We start from the raw sequence: 18,309 nt of genomic DNA, 5'->3' as shown, positions 1-18,309 counted from the left end.
TTGGAATCCATCATGAGCGCCTATTACGACGCGCTGGAGTCGCGCGAGCCCGCCGAACGAGAAGCTGCCCTGTTCGCCGTCCTGCCGCAGCGTATTGCGCATGCGCAGCAGTCCACCGCGGCCGGCGCCGAGATCCTTCGCGATGTCGAACCGGGCACGGTCGTCGACCGCGAAGCGCTGGCCCGCCTGCCGGTCACGCGCAAGAGCGAACTGCTGACACGCCAGCAGGCGGGGCGCGCGCAGGATCCCTTCGGCGGTTTCTCAGCCATTGGCTGGCGGGGCGTCGCTGGCGGCCATGGCGTGCGGCGCGTTTTCCAGTCTCCCGGCACCATCTACGAACCCGAGGGCAGCGCCACCGACTACTGGCGCGTGGCTCGGGCCATGCATGCCGCGGGCTTTCGCGCCGGCGATCTGGTGCACAACAGCTTCAGCTACCACCTGACGCCGGCGGGTTCGATGATGGAGTCGGGCGCCCATGCGCTGGGCTGCAGCACGTTTCCCGGCGGCATAGGCAACTCCGAGCTGCAGTTGCAGGCCATGGCCGAGCTGCGTCCGCATGCCTATGCCGGGACACCGAGCTTCCTGAAGATCCTGCTCGACAAGGCCGAAGAAGCGGCGTCGCCATTGAGCCTCACCAAGGCCCTGGTGTCCGGCGAGGCGTTCACGCCGAGCATGCGCCACAGCGTGCGCGAGCGCGGCGTCGACGCGTACCAGTGCTATGCCACCGCCGACCTCGGCCTCATCGCCTATGAAACCGAAGCGCGTGAAGGGCTGGTGCTCGACGAAGGCGTGATCGTCGAGATCGTGCGCCCAGGCACCGGCGAGCCGCTGCCCGACGGCGAGGTCGGCGAGGTGGTCGTCACGACGCTGAATCCGGACTATCCGCTGATCCGCTTCGGCACTGGCGACCTGTCGGCGGTGATGCCGGGCCATTGCCCCACCGGGCGCACGGGCCGGCGCATTCGCGGCTGGCTGGGGCGAGCCGATCAGACGACCAAGATCCGCGGCATGTTCGTCCACCCAGGACAGGTCGCCGAGATCGTGCGACGCCATCCGGAGGTGCTGCGCGCGCGGCTCGTGGTCAGCGGTCAGGCAGCGAGCGCGGAGACGATGCTGCTGCGCGCCGAGCTGCGCGGCGCGGCACCCGACGGGCTGGCAACGCGGCTGGTCGAGGCCATCCGCGATGTCACCAAGCTGCGAGGCGACGTCGAGCTGCTGCCGCCGGGCAGCCTGCCGAACGACGGCAAGGTGATCGAGGACGCGCGCAACTACGCTTAGCGCCCCTTGAATCGCCCCCTTCGACTGCGGGGGCCTCGACGTCCAACGACGCAGGGCACGCGGTGAGAATCGTTCGCGACAGCGCCGGCCGAGTTCTCGCCGGCGTGCCGCCTTCGAGGACACTGACGTGCGCAAGCGGTTCGTGTGGGCGGCAGTGGCCATCGCGCTGCCGATTGCATTGCTGGGCGCGCTGCTGGGCGCAACGCTCGCCGGCGCGCTGCTGTTCGCCCACGACGTGGCGCCGATACCGCGCGCCGTTGCGGCCACCAAGAAGGTCTACGAGCGCCTCCGGCCGCGCGACTCGGGGACGGCCGAACTCACGACCACGCTGCTGAAGCTGCAGATTGAGCGCACGCTGACCGTGCCGCCTGCCCGGCGCGGTGTCGGCGGCGGACTGACTTCGTTCGGCCGCGAGCTGGTGGTGATCGACAACGACGGCACGATCTACGTCGAATCCGACGGCCAGGTCGCGCGAAGCGGCATCGCGGGCCCCGACAACGGCTACGCCGCCTACGAAGCCGCCGCGCAGCGCCTGGGTTCGCAGGGCTATACCTTCAATCTCGCGCGGCTGCGCTACAACGACATCCTCTCGTTCGAGACGACGCAGGCGAAGTACCTGCTTGCCAGCTACATCGAATGGAACGACGCCGGCGCCTGCGTGCGCAATGCGGTCGCGAGACTGACGCTGCCGGCCGCGACCGCATCGCTGCGCGACGTCAAGGCACAGTCCGCCGACTGGCAGGTGATCGCCCGCACCGAGCCCTGCATCCCGATCAAGAAGCAGTTCCGCGCCGTCGAGGGCCACATGTCGGGCGGGCGCATGGCGCGTTTCGGCCCGAACAGCATCGCCATCACCAGCGGCGATTTCCACATCGACGGCGTCTACGGTCCGGTCAACGTCGATCCGGCATCGGACGTCGCGCTCGCCCAGGATCCGAAGGCTGAGTACGGCAAGGTGCTCGAGATCGACGTCGAGTCCGGGCGCAAGCGCATCATCTCGAGCGGCAACCGCAACATGCAGGGTATCGCGACGGCGGCCGACGGCACGCTGTGGACGATCGAGCACGGCCCGCGCGGCGGCGACGAACTCAACCGCCAGCGCGAAGGCGCGAACTACGGCTGGCCGCTGCAGACCTTCGGCACGCAATACAGCGCGATGCCGTGGCCGGGCGCACTGCCCTATGGCCGCCACGACCGCTTCGAGGCGCCAGCCTACGTCTGGGTGCCTTCGGCGGCGGTATCCGGCCTCACGGCGGTGCGCGGCTTCGATCCGGCCTGGGACGGCGACCTGATCGCCTCGTCGCTGGTGGCCGAGTCGCTGTACCGGCTGCGCATCTCGGAAGGCCGCGCGGTCTATGCCGAGCCGATCCGCATCGGCACGCGCATGCGCGCCGTCCACCAGCACACCGACGGCAGGTTGGTCGTCTGGACCGACGAAGCCAAGCTGCTCTACCTCAAGCCCAAGGCCGCGAGCATGACGTTCGAGTTCGCGCAGCGGGCGATCGAACAGTCCACGGCACCGGCCCAGCACAAGGCGGCCACGAAGGCCGCCCTCACGATGTGCATCGAATGCCACTCGCTCGACGACGGCAACCATGAGAAAGCGCCGAGCCTGGCCGGCGTCTGGAACCGGCGCATCGGCTCGACCGCCTACGCGGGGCATTCGAGCGCGTTGTCCGGCAAGGGCGGACGCTGGGACCGCGCGAGCCTCGAGGCCTTCCTGACCAATCCGCAGACCTTCGCACCCGGCACCAAGATGCCCGATCCGGGACTCGCCGACCCGGCGGTGCGCGCCGAGCTCGTGAACGTGTTCGAGAAGATCGCGACGACGCCGGAATAGCCGGCCCTCAGCCGCCCTCGACGACGACAAAGTGCTTGCGCACCCGCTCCAGCACCTCGAACGAACCTTCGAAGCCGCCCGGAATCACCGCGCCTTCGCCCGCACCGATCTCGACGAAGCCGCCGGCGCGGTCGTGCAGTCGCACGCGGCCTTCGAGCACGAAAAAGTACTCGTGCTTCTCAGGCGGAAAGACGATGCGCCAGCGGCCCGGATCGCAGCACCAGATGCCGGCCGAGAGCCCCTGCGGCGCGCTCTCGTAGAGCGTCCAGGTGTGCCGTTCGGGCACGCCGTGCTCGCGGCGGTCGGGCCGGGGATGGTCGACGACCGGCGCGCCGGTCGGCGCGTCGAAGCGGATGATGGCGACAGTGCTCATGGTGGGCCGATTGTCCTGCGCCGCAAGGCGATGGCATGCTGCACGCATGCTCGCGTCGAACGTACCGCTCGTTCCGCGCCGCGCGACAGTGATGCTGTTGGTCGCGGTGCTGCACGCGCTCGTGCTGGTGGCATGGTTGCGTCAACGCGCCGTCGATGGCCCGCCGGCTCGGGAGCCGAGGCACGTCACGGTTCAGCTGTTGACCTTGCAGCGGCAGACAAGCTCCCCGGCCTCACTGCAGTCGGACGATCTCTCGAGCAGCCACCGGCGCATCGAGCGCGCGCGTCGCCCCGCGACTTCGGATGCCCGGAGCGCCTTACCAGCGGTGGCGCCGGCCGATGCCACCGACGTGCCGCCTTCGACCACCCCGGCGTCCGCGGCCGAGCCACCGATCGACCTGGACGCCAGCATGCGCGCCGTTGCACGCGGGATGGCGCGCGGCGGCGCAGTCCCGATCGACGGCCAGGCCGCGTCGGCTCCCGGGCTGGGTGAAGCCATCGCCGCGACCTCGGCGCCCGATTGCCGCACGGCCTACCGCTCGCTGGGACTGCTCGGGTTGCCCGTGCTGGCGTGGAACGCCCTGCGGGATCGCTGCCGTTGACGCGTCCAACGCCCCACGCGCACCGGCGGCTTACGTGGAATCCGCCATGCCCGAGGGGCGGCACAGGCCTTAGCATCCCGCCCGAGCGCGGCGGTGGCCGCGCGTGTCCCTTTTGCTGTGGGAGAACCCTGATGAAGCGCACCCTGCTCGCCCTCGCCGCGACCCTCGCCGTCACCGGCGCCCTGGCCGAGTACCCCGAGAAGCCGATCACGATCATCGTGCCCTTCGCCGCCGGCGGCCCGACCGACAAGGTCGCACGCGACTTCGCCGAGGCGCTGCGCAAGCCGCTAAACAACGCGACCATCGTGATCGAGAACGTCGGCGGCGCCGGCGGCACGCTGGGTGCCACGCGCGTCGCCAAGGCCGCACCGGACGGCTACACCCTGCTGCTGCATCACATCGGCATGGCAACCTCGCCGGCGCTGTACCGCAACCTGCAGTACAAGACCCTCGAGGGCTTCGAGTACCTGGGCCTGATCAACGAAGTGCCGATGACGCTGATCGGCCGCCCGACGCTGCCGGCCAGCAACTACGCCGAGCTGCTGAAGTGGATCGAGGCCAACAAGGGCAAGATCAACCTCGCCAACGCCGGCCTGGGCGCCGCCTCGCACCTGTGCGGCCTGCTCTACCAGAGCACCCTCAAGGTCGACATGACCACCGTGCCGTACAAGGGCACCGGCCCGGCGATGACCGATCTCATCGGCGGCCAGGTCGACATCATGTGCGACCAGACCACCAACACGACATCCCAGATCGAGGGCGGCAAGGTCAAGGCCTTCGCGGTCACGACGCCCAAGCGTCTCACGACGCCGATCCTCGCCAAGCTGCCGACGCTCGACGAGTCGGGCATGAAGGGCTTCAACGTGAGCATCTGGCACGGTCTGTACGCGCCGGCCGGCACGCCCAAGGCGGTGGTCGACAAGCTCAACACCGCGCTCAAGGCGGCGCTCAAGGATGCCGATTTCCAGAAGCGCGAGGAAGCGCTCGGCGCGGTGGTCGTCACCGACAACCGCGTGAACCCGGCCGAACACAAGAAGTGGGTCGAGTCGGAAATCAACAAATGGGGTCCGGTGATCAAGGCAGCCGGCCAGTACGCCGACTGAGCGGCACTGGGCTGATGCCGTCGACGGCCCGCTTCGGCGGGCCGTTTTCGTTTCCCGCGCACGGGGGCGCCGCGCGTCAGCGCAGCGTGATGGGGATCGTCACCGGACCGTCGTTGAGCAGCTGAACCTGCATGTGCGCGCCGAATTCGCCGGTCTCGACGACCGGATGACGCTCGCGAGCTGCAGCGACGACGCACTCGTAGAGCCGACGCCCTTGCTCGGCAGGTGCGGCGCCGGTGAAGCTCGGCCGGTTGCCGCCGGAGGTATCGGCCGCGAGCGTGAACTGCGAGACGATCAGCAGGCCACCGCCGATGTCTTGCACGCTGCGGTTCATGCGCCCCTGCTCGTCCGAGAAGATGCGCAGCTTGAGCAGCTTGTCGACGAGCCTGGCGGCCTGGCCTTCAGTATCCGACGGCTCGGCGCACACCAGCACCAGCATGCCGCAACCGATCGCGCCGACCGAACGGCCATCGACTTCGACGCGCGCCTCGCGCACCCGCTGCACCAGCGCCAGCATCAGCTCACGTCCTGCAAAGGCTCGCGCTGCGCGAGCGGCTCCTCGCCGACGGGCAGCACCTCGATCGTCACGCGCAGCCGCGGCACCGCTGCCAGCAGCGAGGCCGCGACGCGCTCGCGCAGGCGCATCGCGCGTCCGATCGTCCAGGCGGCCGGCACGTGCAAGTGCAGTTCGCAAAAGCGTTGCGCGCCAGCACGCCGCGTGCGCAGATCGTTGACCTGAACCTGATCCAGCGACAGCCCTGCCAGCACGTCCTCGATGGCGCGCTGCTCGTCGGCGTCGAGCGCACGGTCCATCAGCCCGTCGGTCGAGCGGCGCAGCAGGCTGAACGCCTCGCGCGTGATGTTCGCCGCCACCAGCAGGGCGAGCAGCGGGTCGATCCACAGCCAGCCGGTCATCGCGACGAGCAGCACGCCGACGATCACGCCCACCGACGTGTAGACATCGGTCATCAAGTGGCGGGCGTCGGCCTCGAGCGCAATCGAATGGTGCTCACGCGAAGCACGCAGCATCACCCACGCGAGCGCACCGTTGATCACCGAACTGGCGATCGACAGCGCGATGCCCAGGCCCACCTGCTCGATCGGGGCCGGATGCAGCAGCCGGTCGATCGCCGCCCAGCCGATGCCCAGCGCGGCGCCCAGGATCAGCAGCGCCTCGAAGCCGCTGGAGAAGTACTCGGCCTTGGCGTGTCCGAACGGGTGGTCCTCGTCGGCCGGCCGCGCCGCGACCGTGACCATCCACAGCCCGAAGGTGGCTGCGGCGAGATTGACGAAGGATTCCAGCGCGTCGGACAGCAGGCCGACCGAACCGGTCCACCACCAGGCCGCGGTCTTGAGCGCGATCGTCGCGAGCGCCGCGACGATCGACAGCTTCAGGTAGCCGCGGACCTGCATCGCTCGGAGGTGATCAGGCGGTCAGCGTGACGCGCGCGAACTTGCGCTTGCCGACCTGCACCACATAGCGGCCGGCGTCGAGCTTGAGGCCCTTGTCGCTGACGGTGCTGCCGTCGACCTTGACGCCGCCTTGCTCGATCAAGCGCATCGCCTCGCTGCTCGACGGCGCCAGGCCGGCCTGCTTGAGCAGCGCGCCGATGCCCAGCGGCGCGCCGGCGAGCGAAACCTCGGGAATGTCGTCGGGCACACCGCCGGCGGCGCGGCGCTGGAAGTCCTCGTGCGCCGCGTCGGCCGCCGCCGCGCCGTGGAAGCGCGCGGTGATCTCCTTGGCGAGCATGACCTTGGCGTCCTTCGGGTTGCGGCCGGCCTCGACCTCGCGTCTCAACGCAGCGATCTCGGCTTCCGGGCGGAACGACAGCAGCGTGTACCAGCGCCACATCAGCTCGTCGTTGATCGACAGCACCTTGGCGAACATCACGTTCGCCGGCTCCGAGATGCCGATGTAGTTGCCCTTGCTCTTGGACATCTTCTCGACGCCGTCGGTGCCTTCAAGCAGCGGCATGGTGAGGACGCACTGCGGCTCCTGCCCGTACTCGTGCTGAAGATGGCGGCCCATCAGCAGATTGAACTTCTGGTCGGTGCCACCGAGCTCGAGATCGCTCCTCAGCGCCACCGAGTCGTAACCCTGCATCAGCGGGTAAAGGAACTCATGGACCGAGATCGGCGTGTTGCCCGCGTAGCGCTTGGCGAAGTCGTCGCGTTCCATCATGCGCGCCACCGTGTAGCGTGCGGCCAGCTGGATCATGCCGCGCGCGCCCAGCGGGTCGCTCCATTCGCTGTTGTAGCGGACCTCGGCGCGCTCGATGTCGATGACCAGCCGGATCTGGTCGAAGTAGGTCTTCGCATTGGCCTCGATCTGCTCGCGCGTGAGCGGCGGGCGGGTGCTGTTGCGCCCCGACGGATCGCCGATGGTGGTCGTGAAGTCGCCGATCAGCGGAATCACGACGTGGCCCAGGTCCTGGAGCGCGCGCATCTTGTTGAGCACCACCGTATGGCCGAGATGGAGGTCGGGCGCAGTGGGGTCCATCCCGAACTTGATACGCAATGGCACACCGGTTGCTTCTGAGCGGGCGAGCTTGTGGAGCCACTCCTCTTGCGGCAACAGCTCGTCACAGCCTCGCAGACTGATGGCGAGGGCCTCGCGGACCCGGTCGGTGACCGGATACTTCGCGGCAGTTGGCGGCTGATCGGTGCTTGAAACCTTCGCCGAGGCGGCATCAGGGGCAGCGGACATGGGCCTGGGTACGGGTTATTCGGGAAATGTCAGCGCATACCCACAGTAAAATGCCGGTCGCGTCGATCGATGCCATTCTAGGGGAGGCCCCCGCATCGATCCTGGCTGCCCAGCCGCTCCCCACGGGGCGGCTTTTCTGTGGCGGCCGTCTTTCTCGAAGCATTCCGTACGTCGCAGCGCGCGCCGGTGCCGAAGGCACGGCCCACTCGTCGGGAAGGCCTGTCTTGCTGAACATCGATCTCCTTCTCGAACGCCTTTGGCGGCGCATCGAGACACCGCTCAAACGCCACCCGCGCCGCCTGACCGCCATCGTGGTCGCCGGGCTCGCCGGTTCCGCCGTCACGGCCTTCGGCGTCGCGCCGATGGCGCCGGACGCCGCGGACCTGCCGCGCCGGCTGGTGACCGAATCCGTCATGCCGGTGGCGCTGGACGCCCAGTTGCAAGCGCTTGAAACCTTCGTGCCGGCGCTGTGGCGCAGCGACCTCACGCGCAGCGGCGACACGGCCGACACGCTGCTGCGCCGGCTCGGCATCGACGATGCCGAGGCCGCTGCCTTCCTGCGCAGCGACCCGCTGGCGCGTACCGCGCTCGAGGGCCGCGCCGGCAAGATGGTCAAGGCGCTGGCCGAAGGCGGCCGCCTGATCGAACTCGCCGTGCGCTCCCCTGCCGCGAGATCCGAGCAGTTCAACACCCATTTCACGCGGCTGGCCGTCAGGCGCGGTGACGACGGCCGGCTGACGGCCAGCACCGAGCAAGCTGCGCTGTCGAGCGAAACGCGGCTCGGTTCGGGCACGATCGAAAGCTCGCTGTTCGCCGCCGCCGACGAGTCGCGCCTGCCCGACAGCGTGACCGTACAGCTCGCCGAGCTGTTCGGCACCGACATCGACTTCCGTCGCGAGCTCAAGCGCGGCGACACCTTCACGGTGCTCTACGAGGCGCTCACCGCCGATGGCGAGCCGGTCACCTGGAACCAGGCCGCCGGCCGGGTTCTGGCGGCTCAGTTCATCAACAACGGCAAGCGCTTCGACGCCGTGTGGTTCCAGGAGCCGGGCAGCCGCGGCGGCTACTTCGGGCTCGACGGGCGCAGCAAGAACCGCATGTTCCTGAGCTCACCGATGGCGTTCTCGCGCGTGACCTCGGGCTTCGCGATGCGTTTCCACCCGATCATGCAGAAGTGGCGCGCGCACCTAGGCGTCGACTACGGCGCGCCGACCGGCACGCCGGTGCGGGCGGTGGGAGACGGCGTCGTGAGCTTCGCCGGCGTGCAAAACGGCTATGGCAACGTCGTGATCCTGCGCCACGCCGGCGACCGCGAGACGCGCTATGCGCATCTCTCTCGCATCGACGTCAAGCGCGGCCAGCGCGTCGACCAGAGCCAGCAGATCGGCGCGGTCGGCGCCACCGGCTGGGCGACCGGGCCGCACCTGCACTTCGAGTTCCTGGTCAACGGCCGACAGGTCGATCCGATCACGGTGGCGCGGGCCTCGGAGGCGGTGACGATCTCCCCGGGGGCGAAGGCCCGCTTCCAGGACGTGGCCGCCGCCGCCAGCGCTCAGCTCGCGGCCGTGCCGGCCGGCGCGAACTCGCCGCGCTTCGAGTGAGCCGCGCGCCGCGCGGAGCCGCCGCCCCGTGACCGTCGACGCCTACATCGGCCTGATGTCGGGTACGTCGACCGACGGGGTCGACGGCGTCGTGGCGCGCTTCGAGGCCGACGGCGGCATCGCGGTCCTGGCCCACGTGTCGCGGGCGCTCGCGCCCGACCTGCGCGAGGCCCTCCTCGCACTCAATGTCAGTGGGCCGGACGAGCTTCATCGCGCCGCGCTGGCCGCCAACGAGCTCGTCGGCGTCTATGCCGAGGTGGTCGATGCGCTGCTCGCCAGCGCGGGCCTGACCGCTCGCGCGGTGCGAGCGATCGGTGCACACGGACAGACCGTGCGTCACCGGCCAGGCGCCTTCGACGGCATCGGCTACACGTGGCAGCTCAATGCCCCCGCGCTGCTGGCCGAGCGCTGCGGCATCGATGTCGTCGCCGACTTTCGCAGCCGCGATCTCGCGGCCGGTGGACAGGCCGCGCCTCTGGTGCCGGTATTCCATCGCGCGGTGTTCGGTCGGCCGAATGTCGATGTCGCGGTGCTCAACCTCGGCGGCATCGCCAACCTGAGTCTGCTGCGCGCCGACGGCTCGATCGCCGGTTTCGACACCGGGCCGGGCAACGTGCTGATGGACCGCTGGATCGCGCGCCACCGCGGCCAGCCCTTCGACGCTGACGGCGCCTGGGCCGCCCAGGGCCGGGTCGATGCCGCACTGCTCGCCGCGGCGCTGGCCGATCCGTACTTCGCGCTGGCGCCGCCCAAGAGCACCGGTCGCGACCTCTTCGATGCCGAGTGGCTCAACGCCCTCCTCGCTCGCCACGCTGGGCTCGACGCGGCCGACGTGCAGGCCACGCTGTGCGAGCTGACGGCCCGCAGCGTCGCCGACGCCTTGCGCCGTCACGCCCGCGAAACGCGCGAACTGCTGGCCTGCGGCGGTGGCGCCTTCAATGGCCACCTGCTCGCGCGCCTGGCTGCGGCCCTGCCCGGCGTCCCGGTGCTGACGACCGCCGAACGCGGCTTGCCGCCGCTGCAGGTCGAGGCGGCTGCCTTTGCCTGGCTGGCGATGGCGCATGTCGAACGCCGTGCCGGCAACGACCCGGCGGTGACCGGCGCACGCGGTCCGCGCATCCTGGGCGCGCTGTATCCGGCCTAGCCGAGACCCGGCACGGGGCCCGGCCCGACAAACACGACGGCCGCCCGAAGGCGGCCGTCGAAGAGGCGCTGGCGCGCTGGGTTCAGACTGAGAACGACGAACCGCAGCCGCAGGTCGTCGTGGCGTTCGGGTTCTTGATCACGAACTGGGCGCCCTCGAGGTCTTCCTTGTAGTCGATCTCGGCGCCGACGAGGTACTGCAGGCTCATCGCGTCGATCAGCAACATGACGCCGTTCTTCTCCATCTTCGTGTCGTCGTCATTGACGATCTCGTCGAAGGTGAAGCCGTACTGGAAACCCGAGCAGCCGCCGCCTTGCACGAAGACGCGCAGCTTGAGATCGGGGTTGCCTTCCTCGTCGACCAGTTGCTTCACCTTGATGGCCGCGCTGTCGGTGAAGACGATCGGGGCGGGCATCTCGGTGGCGGGCAGGCTTTCGGCGACAGCGGTCATTGAATTCTCCTCGGAGCGGGCGCGGCTCGAGCCGCGGCACGCCGGTATTGTCGCAGCCCCGGCAAATCCGTACTCGCGACGCTGCTCAGAAACGGCTCGACGCCAGTTTCAACGCGGGTTTTTCCTCGTCATCGAGCGGACCCGGCACGGTGGCGGCATGGCTGCCCTCGACGAGCGGGCGCAGCTCGCCGGCCACCTGGGCACCCTGGTGCATCTCCAGCGCGCGATAGCGCACATGCCCCTCGATGCGCGCCTTGGGCTGCAACTCGAGCAGTTCGTCGGATTCCATCGGTCCGCGCACCCGGCCGTTGACGATCACATGCCCGGCACGCACGTGGCCGGCGATCAAGGCCTTCTCGCCGATCACCAGCAGGCTGCGCTCGCCGCCGGTGGCCAGCACATTGCCATTGACCTCGCCGTCGATGCGCAAACCATCGGTGAAGCGGATCTCGCCATCGACCACCGTGCCCTCGCCGATCAGCGTGCGGATCGCCGGTTGTTTCTTCCATCCGAACATGAAATGGCTCTCCTGAATCGACTGATCCAGCCGCCTCGGCTCACAGCCGCAGCGTCTGGTTGGCCCGCACGCCGCCATCGGCGTCCACGACCTTGACTTGCAAGCTCTGGACCACGGCTTGCGGCGGAATCTCGACCTGACCTTCGACGCGCTGGTACTGGCGGAACTTCAGCGCCTGAGAAGGCGCCGGCAGCGTCTGCGTCCAACCCCTGCCATCGAGCTGGCCACTGACGGTCAGCTCGTAGCGGCCGTTGAACTCTGCGACCGAGCGGCCGGGCTGCATCACCAACAGCTGGTAGCGCAGTTGTCCGGCAACCGGCACTTCGGCCTGCAGGCCGCGCACGGCCAGACCCCGACCGCCGTCGGTCGGCAACAGCCGCTCGAAGAAGCCCAGGTCCGCCTTCATCGCCAGGTTCTCGCTCTCGAGCGAGCGCAGCTGCTGGGCCAGCCGCTCCTGCGTCGCGCGCTCGGCCTTGAGCAGGCTGTCGGCGGTATTGGCGATGCCTTGGGCCTGGTCGCGTTCGCGCCGCAGTTCGTCGACCTCGGCACGCAGCCGCGACAGCTCCTGCCTGGCGCCATGATCCAGCCCCGCGATTTCGCGGCCGAACTCGAAGGCCCACAGCGCCAGCGCGGCGGAGAAGCCGAGCGCAAGCGCCAGCACCGCCCAGCGCAGCGGCCACGGCAGGTGGCTGCGCACGATCATCCGAGGCGCAGTCACCGAAAGCCGACGGCGAAGCAGTTTCAGGCGCATGGTTTGCTGATGCTTGGGGTGCTGAAGTTTAGGTAGCAGGATCCATCTGCCTGTGCGGGGAAATGCGCACTGTCCCCGCCGATGTTGAAAGCGGGTGCAAGCAGAGGTGACATAAGCCAAACAGAGCCCCGAAACGACAAAGCCGCCCGAAGGCGGCTTTGTCTGCTGGATGCCATGGCACCCGGTCGGGATCAGCGCTTGCTGAACTGCTTGCGGCGACGCGCGCCGTGCAGGCCGACCTTCTTGCGCTCCACTTCGCGCGCGTCGCGGGTCACGAAGCCGGCACGGCTCAGTTCGGGCTTGAGCGCCGCGTCGTAGTCGATCAGCGCGCGCGTCACGCCATGACGCACCGCGCCGGCCTGACCCGACTCGCCGCCGCCGTGGACGTTGACCTTGATGTCGAAGGCTTCCACGTTGTTCGTGAGGAACAGCGGTTGCTTGACGATCATGATCGAGGTCTGGCGGCCGAAGTACTGCTCGACCGGCTTGCCGTTGACCGTGATCTGGCCCGTGCCCTTCTTGATGAACACGCGGGCCACCGACGATTTGCGGCGGCCGGTGCCGTAATTCCAATTACCGATCATCACCGCTCCTTAGATCTCGAGCAGCTTGGGCTGCTGCGCGGTGTGCGGGTGCGTCGCACCGCCGTACACCTTGAGCTTCTTCACCATGGCGTAACCCAGGGGACCCTTGGGCAGCATGCCCTTGACGGCCTTCTCGAGGACGCGGCCGGGATGCTTGGCCTGCATGTCCTTGAACTTGGTCGCGTAGATCCCGCCCGGGAAGCCCGAATGGCGGTAGTAGATCTTGTCGTTGGCCTTGGTGCCGGTGACGCGGAGCTTGTCGGCGTTGACGACGACGATGAAGTCACCGGTATCGACGTGAGGCGTGTAGATCGGCTTGTGCTTGCCACGCAGGCGGAGAGCGACTTCGCTGGCCACTCGTCCGAGCACCTTATCGGTGGCATCGATCACAAACCACTCGTGCGTCACTTCGGCCGGCTTGGCGCTGAAGGTTTTCATGACGTTCCTTGAGTGGAGTCAGTTTGGGATCCAGGACCTGACATCCGCGGTCGGTGCCTCTTGTGGGTGAGGCCTCTTAGGCGGACCCGGTCCCCAGCCGACAGGCCGGGAAACCGCACTTTCCCGCGGTCCGAAATGCGAGAAAGCCCAACATCATACCCGAAACGCGCCGCCCTCCGACCGGCGAAGCGCCTTCGGCCTCGCCAGGCGCCTACGCCCAATCCGGGCTCGGCTGGCAAACCTAGGGTTTTCACCTATCATTGCCCCATGACCGCACCCAGTCCCACCCCCATCGGCGCTGCCTCGGGCCCCAATGTTCTGGCGGCGCTGTTTCGCTGGGTGCCGATCCGGTCGCTGGCGGCGCGCCATCGTCCGCGCATCGAGGCCCACCTGAAGTCGCTCGGGCCGAACGACCGCTACCTGCGATTCGGCTATCCGGCCTCGGACCACCAGATCGCGAACTACGTGTCGGGCCTCGACTTCGACCGCGACGAGGTCTTCGGCATCTTCAACCGCCGGCTGGAACTGATCGCGATGGCGCACCTGGCTTACGAGCGCCCCCAGCAGGTCGAAGGCCGTCCCGCGATGGCGGAGTTCGGCGTGTCGGTGGCCTCAACCGCGCGCGGTCGAGGCTACGGCGCCCGCTTGTTCGACCACGCGATCATGCATGCGCGCAACCGCGGTATCGACCGGCTGTTCATCCATGCGCTGAGCGAGAACCTCGTGATGCTGCGGATCGCGCGCAGCGCCGGCGCCACGGTCGAGCGCGACGGCGGTGAATCGCAGGCCTGGCTGCGCCTGCCGCCCGACACGCTGGCCAGCCAGATCGGCGAGGTGGTCGAGGCCCACGCGGCCGAGATGAACTACCAGATCAAGCGCAACGTCCGCGCGATCGAAGACCTGCTCGACACGGTCGGCGAAGTGCGCGACCAGATCTCGGCCAAGCGCGGCCGCGCCGCCTCCGAGTAGCACCCACGCGTGAGACGATGGCGGCATGACCGCCATCGCCTTGCCGTTCGCCGAGCTCACGCCCCACCGCGTGCTCGACCTGCTCGATCTCGTCGGCCTGCATGGCGACGGCCGTCTGCTGCAGCTGAACTCCTACGAGAACCGCGTCTTCCTCGTCTGGCTCGAAGACGGCAGCTCGATCGTCGCCAAGTTCTACCGCCCGGGGCGCTGGAGCAACGCCCAGATCCTCGAAGAGCACGCCTTCGCGCGCGAGCTGGCCGCGGCCGAAGTGCCCGTGGTGGCGCCGCTGACGCTGCGCGCCGATGGCGACGGCGTGCAGCTGCTGGGTGATGACCGCACGCTGGCCGTCACCGCCGACGAACGCTTCGCCGTCGCGCCGAACCGCCCCGGCCGGCCGATCGAACTGGAGGATCCGCAGGCGCTGAGCTGGATCGGCCGCTTCCTCGGCCGCATCCATCAGGTCGGCAGCCGCGGCCGCTTCACACACCGTCGTCGCCTCGACATCGACACGCTCGGCCGCGCGGCCTTCGATCGCCTGGTCGACGGCGACTCACTCACGCCCGCCGAAGCGGGGCCGTGGCAAGCCGCGGCGCGGACCGCGCTGTCGCTGGTCGCCGAGCGCTACGCCGAGATCCCCGACGCCACCTGGCTGCGCGTCCACGGCGACTGCCACCCCGGCAACCTGCTGTGGACCGACGCTGGCCCGCACTTCGTCGACCTCGATGACACCGGCACCGGGCTCGCCGTCCAGGACATGTGGATGCTGCTGCCCGGCGACGTGGCCGGCGCCGAGCGCTGCACGCACCACCTGCTCGAAGGCTACGAGGCCATCCGCGACTTCGACCGGCGCGAACTGCGCCTCGTCGAACCCCTGCGCACGCTGCGCATGATCTATCACAGCGCCTGGATCGCCGAGCGCTGGCAGGACCCGGCGTTTCCCGCGGCATTCCCGTGGTACGGCAGCGCGGCGTACTGGTCGCAGCAGACCACCCAGCTGCGCGAGCAATGCGAGCGCATGACGGACGACCGCTGATCCGCCCGTTCATGGCCGACCGATCTGAACCACTCGAATGGGTGGTGGCCTTGGTTCACGGGGTGTAGTTGGCGAAGTGCCCCACATAAGCTCCTTGTCAGCGTCCCCAGATGGATGCACTGACAACCTGCAAGGAGCATCGCCATGACCGTGAAGCGCTTGTTGACGGCCCTCGCTTTTTCGGCCGCTGTCCTGCCCGCGTTTGCGCAGCTCAGCGTCTCGGGCGGCGCGCCCGCCAGCGGCATCACCGGCTACAACGGCCAGCCTGCGTTCTATACCGGCCCGGCCGACGCCGAGCTGATGTCGCTGTCGTCGTTCAACGGATTGCTCAACGCCGGCGCCGGCGGCACGCTCGAGATCACCTACCTGGGCAGCGAGGCCGGCCACAACAACCGCTTCAAGCTCGGAGATTTCTCGCTGACCACCGGCAGCCACCCGACGGCCTTCAGCCAGTCCTACTACGTCGACGTCGGCGCGGGCAACCTGAACTTCAGCTTCAAGGACCTCGTCACCGGCACGGGCGTCGCCAACGGCGGCGCGCTCAGCGGCAACCGCCAGAACGCCTACTTCGTCTTCGACAGTTCGCAGTTCGAGTTCTGGCCCGGCAACGACATGTCGACCACGCGCACCTTCCAGTACATCCTGGGCTTCAACGACGGCGGCGGCGACAAGGACTTCGACGACATGGTCATCGGCCTGAACCTGGTGCCGGTGCCTGAACCCGGCACCTATGCGCTGATGCTGGCCGGCTTGGCGGCGGTGGGCTTCGTCGCCGTGCGCCGGCGCGCCTGAGGGATCGGCTTTCTCCTGCTCCTAAGCGATTGACGGCGGCCCGCGGGCCGCCGTTTTTTCGTCCTCAGCTCAGCAGCGCGGTGACACGCCGCACATAGGCAGCGGCGTCCTCGAGCTGGCCGCCTTCGGCCAGCACGGCCTGGTCGAACAGCACGTGGGCCAGGTCGTCGAAGTGAGCCTCGTCGCGCGACAGGCGCTGCACCAGCGCATGTTCGGCATTGATCTCCAGCACCGGGCGCACGCGGGCCGCGTCGTCGGCCTTCAGTTGGCCGGCCTGCTTCAGCAGCCGCGCCAGGTGGCCGCTCATCTCGCCTTCGTCGGCCACCAGGCAGGCCGGTGACTCGACCAGTCGCGACGAGACGCGCACGTCCTTGGCCTTGTCGGCCAGCGCCGTCTTGAGCCGCTCGACGACCGGCTTGAGCGCCTCGCCGGCCTGCTCGGCACGCTGCTTCTCCTCGGCGTCCTGCAGCTCGCCGAGGTCGACCGCGCCCTTGGCAACGCTCTTGATCTCCTTGCCGTCGAACTCGGTCAGGAAGCTCAGCATCCACTCGTCGACGCGATCGGTCAGCAGCAGCACCTCGATGCCCTTGCGGCGGAACACCTCCAGCTGCGGGCTCGCCTTGGCGGCCGGCAAGGTCTCGGCGGTCAGCACGTAGATGGCCTTCTGGCCCTCCTTCATGCGCGCGACGTAGTCCTGCAGCGAAACGCCTTCGTCGTGCAGCGTGGACGCAAAGCGCAGCAGCTTGGCGAGCCGCTCGCGGTTGGCGAAGTCCTCGCCCATGCCCTCCTTGAGCACGACGCCGAACTCGCGCCAGAAACCGGCGTACTTGTCCGTCTGCTGCTCGGCCAGCTCTTCCAGCATCGACAGCACGCGCTTGGTCGAGCCCTCGCGGATGGCCTTCACGTCGCGGCTTTCCTGCAGCAGCTCGCGCGAGACGTTGAGCGGCAGGTCGTTGGAATCGATCACGCCGCGCACGAAGCGCAGGTAGGCGGGCAGAAGGGCCTGGGCCTCGTCCATGATGAAGACGCGCCGCACATAGAGCTTCACGCCCGCCGCGCGCTCGCGGTTCCACAGGTCGAACGGCGCCTTGGACGGCACGAACAGCAGCTGCGTGTACTCGCTGCGGCCCTCGACGCGGTTGTGGCTGTAGGCCAGCGGTGCCTCGGCGTCGTGCGATATCGAGCGGTAGAACGCGTGGTACTGCTCCTCGGTGATCTCGCTCTTGGGGCGCGTCCACAGCGCCGAGGCGGTGTTGACCGTCTCCCACTCGTCTTCGAGCACGTACTCGCTCTTGTCGGCGTCCCAGCGTTGCTTGCGCATCTGGATCGGCAGCGCGATGTGGTCGGAGTACTTCGAGACGATGCCGGCGAGCCGCCAGCGGTCCAGGTACTCGGCGGCGTCCTCGCGCAGGTGCAGGATCACGTCGGTGCCGCGCTCGGCGCGCTCGATCGACTCGACCTCGAACGAACCCGTGCCTTCGCTCGTCCAGCGCACGCCTTCGGCCGCCGGGCGGCCGGCGCGGCGCGTCTCCACCGTGATGCGGTCGGCGACGATGAAGCCCGAGTAGAAGCCCACGCCGAACTGGCCGATCAGCTGCGCGTCGTGCTGCTGGTCGCCGGACAGCTTGGCCATGAACTCGCGCGTGCCGCTCTTGGCGATCGTGCCGAGGTTGGCCACCGCCTCCTCCTCGCTCATGCCGATGCCGTTGTCGCTGACGGTCAGCGTGCGCGCCGCCTTGTCGAACGACAGGCGGATCGCCAGCGGCGCGCCGCCTTCCATCAGCGAGGCGTCGGCAAGCGCCTCGAAGCGCAGCTTGTCGCTGGCGTCGGAGGCGTTGGAGATCAGCTCGCGCAGGAAGATCTCGCGGTTGGAGTACAGCGCATGGGTCACCAGGTGCAACAGCTGCTGCACCTCGGCCTGAAAGGAAAGGGTCTGCTTGTTCATCGTTGTCGCTGGGTGAAGGATGTCGCCCACGGGCGATACGCTGCCGGCCGGTGCTGCTGCGGCCAGCGCGCGCCATCTGGGGTTGCAGTACGCCATTTTCAAGCGGTCGGAACTTCGGACTTCACCGCCCGATCGCTATATGCTCGACCCCCTTTGCCGCGCGGCAGTCGGCGCGGCGATTG

At 68.7% G+C, this 18,309-nt stretch carries 19 protein-coding genes; 9 read left to right on the top strand and 10 right to left on the bottom strand.

Annotated elements, in window-relative coordinates:
* The first annotated feature begins 12 nt into the window (after nt 1-12).
* Together ACO2TI_RS06505 and ACO2TI_RS06500 are read left to right on the top strand one after the other, a co-directional pair.
* Nucleotides 13-1,278 carry a phenylacetate--CoA ligase family protein gene (locus ACO2TI_RS06505; protein WP_423282885.1) on the top strand — a complete coding sequence of 422 codons (1,266 nt, stop codon included), beginning with the start codon at nt 13-15 and terminating at the stop codon, nt 1,276-1,278.
* Between the two features lie 127 nt (nt 1,279-1,405).
* Nucleotides 1,406-3,118 (top strand): PQQ-dependent sugar dehydrogenase, encoded by a 1,713-nt coding sequence (locus ACO2TI_RS06500; RefSeq protein WP_423282884.1) that lies wholly within the window; start codon nt 1,406-1,408, stop codon nt 3,116-3,118.
* A gap of 7 nt (nt 3,119-3,125) precedes the next feature.
* Here the strand turns inward: ACO2TI_RS06500 and ACO2TI_RS06495 are convergent, their stop codons facing one another.
* Nucleotides 3,126-3,491, bottom strand: a complete 366-nt coding sequence (locus ACO2TI_RS06495; protein ID WP_423282883.1) for a cupin domain-containing protein — start codon at nt 3,489-3,491, stop codon at nt 3,126-3,128.
* Nucleotides 3,492-3,537: 46 nt separating this feature from the next.
* Here ACO2TI_RS06495 and ACO2TI_RS06490 point away from each other — a divergent pair, with 46 nt between their 5' ends.
* Entirely contained in the window at nt 3,538-4,092 is a 555-nt protein-coding gene (locus ACO2TI_RS06490; RefSeq protein WP_423282882.1) for a hypothetical protein, read from the top strand.
* 131 nt (nt 4,093-4,223) lie between these two features.
* Entirely contained in the window at nt 4,224-5,195 is a 972-nt protein-coding gene (locus tag ACO2TI_RS06485) for a tripartite tricarboxylate transporter substrate-binding protein (RefSeq protein WP_423282881.1), read from the top strand.
* A 76-nt stretch (nt 5,196-5,271) separates the two neighbouring features.
* On the opposite strand, the gene dtd is transcribed toward ACO2TI_RS06485, so the two are convergent.
* Genes dtd through tyrS form a run of 3 tightly spaced genes read right to left on the bottom strand, consistent with a single transcriptional unit; the run spans nt 5,272 to nt 7,902 of the window.
* Complete coding sequence (gene dtd, locus ACO2TI_RS06480; RefSeq protein ID WP_423282879.1) at nt 5,272-5,712, bottom strand: D-aminoacyl-tRNA deacylase; 441 nt, start codon at nt 5,710-5,712, stop codon at nt 5,272-5,274.
* Nucleotides 5,712-6,608: a cation diffusion facilitator family transporter gene (locus ACO2TI_RS06475; protein ID WP_423282878.1), complete on the bottom strand. Its 897-nt coding sequence runs from the start codon at nt 6,606-6,608 to the stop codon at nt 5,712-5,714. Before ACO2TI_RS06475 ends, dtd begins: the two co-directional genes overlap by 1 nt.
* Nucleotides 6,609-6,621: 13 nt before the next feature.
* Nucleotides 6,622-7,902 (bottom strand): tyrosine--tRNA ligase, encoded by a 1,281-nt coding sequence (gene tyrS / locus ACO2TI_RS06470; RefSeq protein ID WP_423282877.1) that lies wholly within the window; start codon nt 7,900-7,902, stop codon nt 6,622-6,624.
* A 227-nt stretch (nt 7,903-8,129) separates the two neighbouring features.
* Between tyrS and ACO2TI_RS06465 the strand changes: the two genes are divergently transcribed.
* Together ACO2TI_RS06465 and ACO2TI_RS06460 are read left to right on the top strand one after the other, a co-directional pair.
* Entirely contained in the window at nt 8,130-9,503 is a 1,374-nt protein-coding gene (locus tag ACO2TI_RS06465; RefSeq protein WP_423283324.1) for a peptidoglycan DD-metalloendopeptidase family protein, read from the top strand.
* Between the two features lie 28 nt (nt 9,504-9,531).
* Nucleotides 9,532-10,647 carry an anhydro-N-acetylmuramic acid kinase gene (locus ACO2TI_RS06460; RefSeq protein WP_423282875.1) on the top strand — a complete coding sequence of 372 codons (1,116 nt, stop codon included), beginning with the start codon at nt 9,532-9,534 and terminating at the stop codon, nt 10,645-10,647.
* Between the two features lie 82 nt (nt 10,648-10,729).
* Here ACO2TI_RS06460 and erpA read toward each other — a convergent pair whose 3' ends face one another.
* The 5 genes from erpA to rplM all read right to left on the bottom strand — a co-directional run bounded on the left by erpA (nt 10,730) and on the right by rplM (nt 13,388).
* On the bottom strand, nt 10,730-11,098 hold the full coding sequence (gene erpA / locus ACO2TI_RS06455) for an iron-sulfur cluster insertion protein ErpA (RefSeq protein WP_423282874.1): 369 nt from the start codon (nt 11,096-11,098) through the stop codon (nt 10,730-10,732).
* A gap of 85 nt (nt 11,099-11,183) precedes the next feature.
* On the bottom strand, nt 11,184-11,615 hold the full coding sequence (locus ACO2TI_RS06450) for a bactofilin family protein (RefSeq protein ID WP_423282873.1): 432 nt from the start codon (nt 11,613-11,615) through the stop codon (nt 11,184-11,186).
* Between the two features lie 40 nt (nt 11,616-11,655).
* Complete coding sequence (locus ACO2TI_RS06445) at nt 11,656-12,366, bottom strand: DUF6776 family protein (RefSeq protein WP_423282871.1); 711 nt, start codon at nt 12,364-12,366, stop codon at nt 11,656-11,658.
* Between the two features lie 191 nt (nt 12,367-12,557).
* Nucleotides 12,558-12,950: a 30S ribosomal protein S9 gene (rpsI, locus tag ACO2TI_RS06440; RefSeq protein WP_423282870.1), complete on the bottom strand. Its 393-nt coding sequence runs from the start codon at nt 12,948-12,950 to the stop codon at nt 12,558-12,560.
* A 9-nt stretch (nt 12,951-12,959) separates the two neighbouring features.
* Nucleotides 12,960-13,388: a 50S ribosomal protein L13 gene (gene rplM, locus ACO2TI_RS06435; RefSeq protein WP_423282869.1), complete on the bottom strand. Its 429-nt coding sequence runs from the start codon at nt 13,386-13,388 to the stop codon at nt 12,960-12,962.
* 267 nt (nt 13,389-13,655) lie between these two features.
* Between rplM and ACO2TI_RS06430 the strand changes: the two genes are divergently transcribed.
* From ACO2TI_RS06430 to ACO2TI_RS06420, 3 genes are all read left to right on the top strand, one after another.
* Nucleotides 13,656-14,357: a GNAT family N-acetyltransferase gene (locus ACO2TI_RS06430; protein WP_423282867.1), complete on the top strand. Its 702-nt coding sequence runs from the start codon at nt 13,656-13,658 to the stop codon at nt 14,355-14,357.
* A 25-nt stretch (nt 14,358-14,382) separates the two neighbouring features.
* A complete protein-coding gene (locus ACO2TI_RS06425; protein ID WP_423282866.1) occupies nt 14,383-15,390 on the top strand; it encodes a serine/threonine protein kinase in 1,008 nt (335 codons plus the stop codon).
* A gap of 144 nt (nt 15,391-15,534) precedes the next feature.
* Complete coding sequence (locus ACO2TI_RS06420) at nt 15,535-16,182, top strand: PEP-CTERM sorting domain-containing protein (RefSeq protein WP_423282865.1); 648 nt, start codon at nt 15,535-15,537, stop codon at nt 16,180-16,182.
* Nucleotides 16,183-16,246: 64 nt separating this feature from the next.
* Here the strand turns inward: ACO2TI_RS06420 and htpG are convergent, their stop codons facing one another.
* Nucleotides 16,247-18,127 (bottom strand): molecular chaperone HtpG, encoded by a 1,881-nt coding sequence (gene htpG / locus ACO2TI_RS06415; RefSeq protein ID WP_423282864.1) that lies wholly within the window; start codon nt 18,125-18,127, stop codon nt 16,247-16,249.
* Nucleotides 18,128-18,309 lie beyond the last annotated feature (182 nt).

The organism is Caldimonas sp. KR1-144 (genome assembly GCF_049446155.1).
GTDB lineage: Bacteria > Pseudomonadota > Gammaproteobacteria > Burkholderiales > Burkholderiaceae_C > Rivibacter.
The sequence above is the reverse complement of the archived record's forward strand: the minus strand, read 5'-3'. Positions and strand labels throughout refer to the sequence as shown.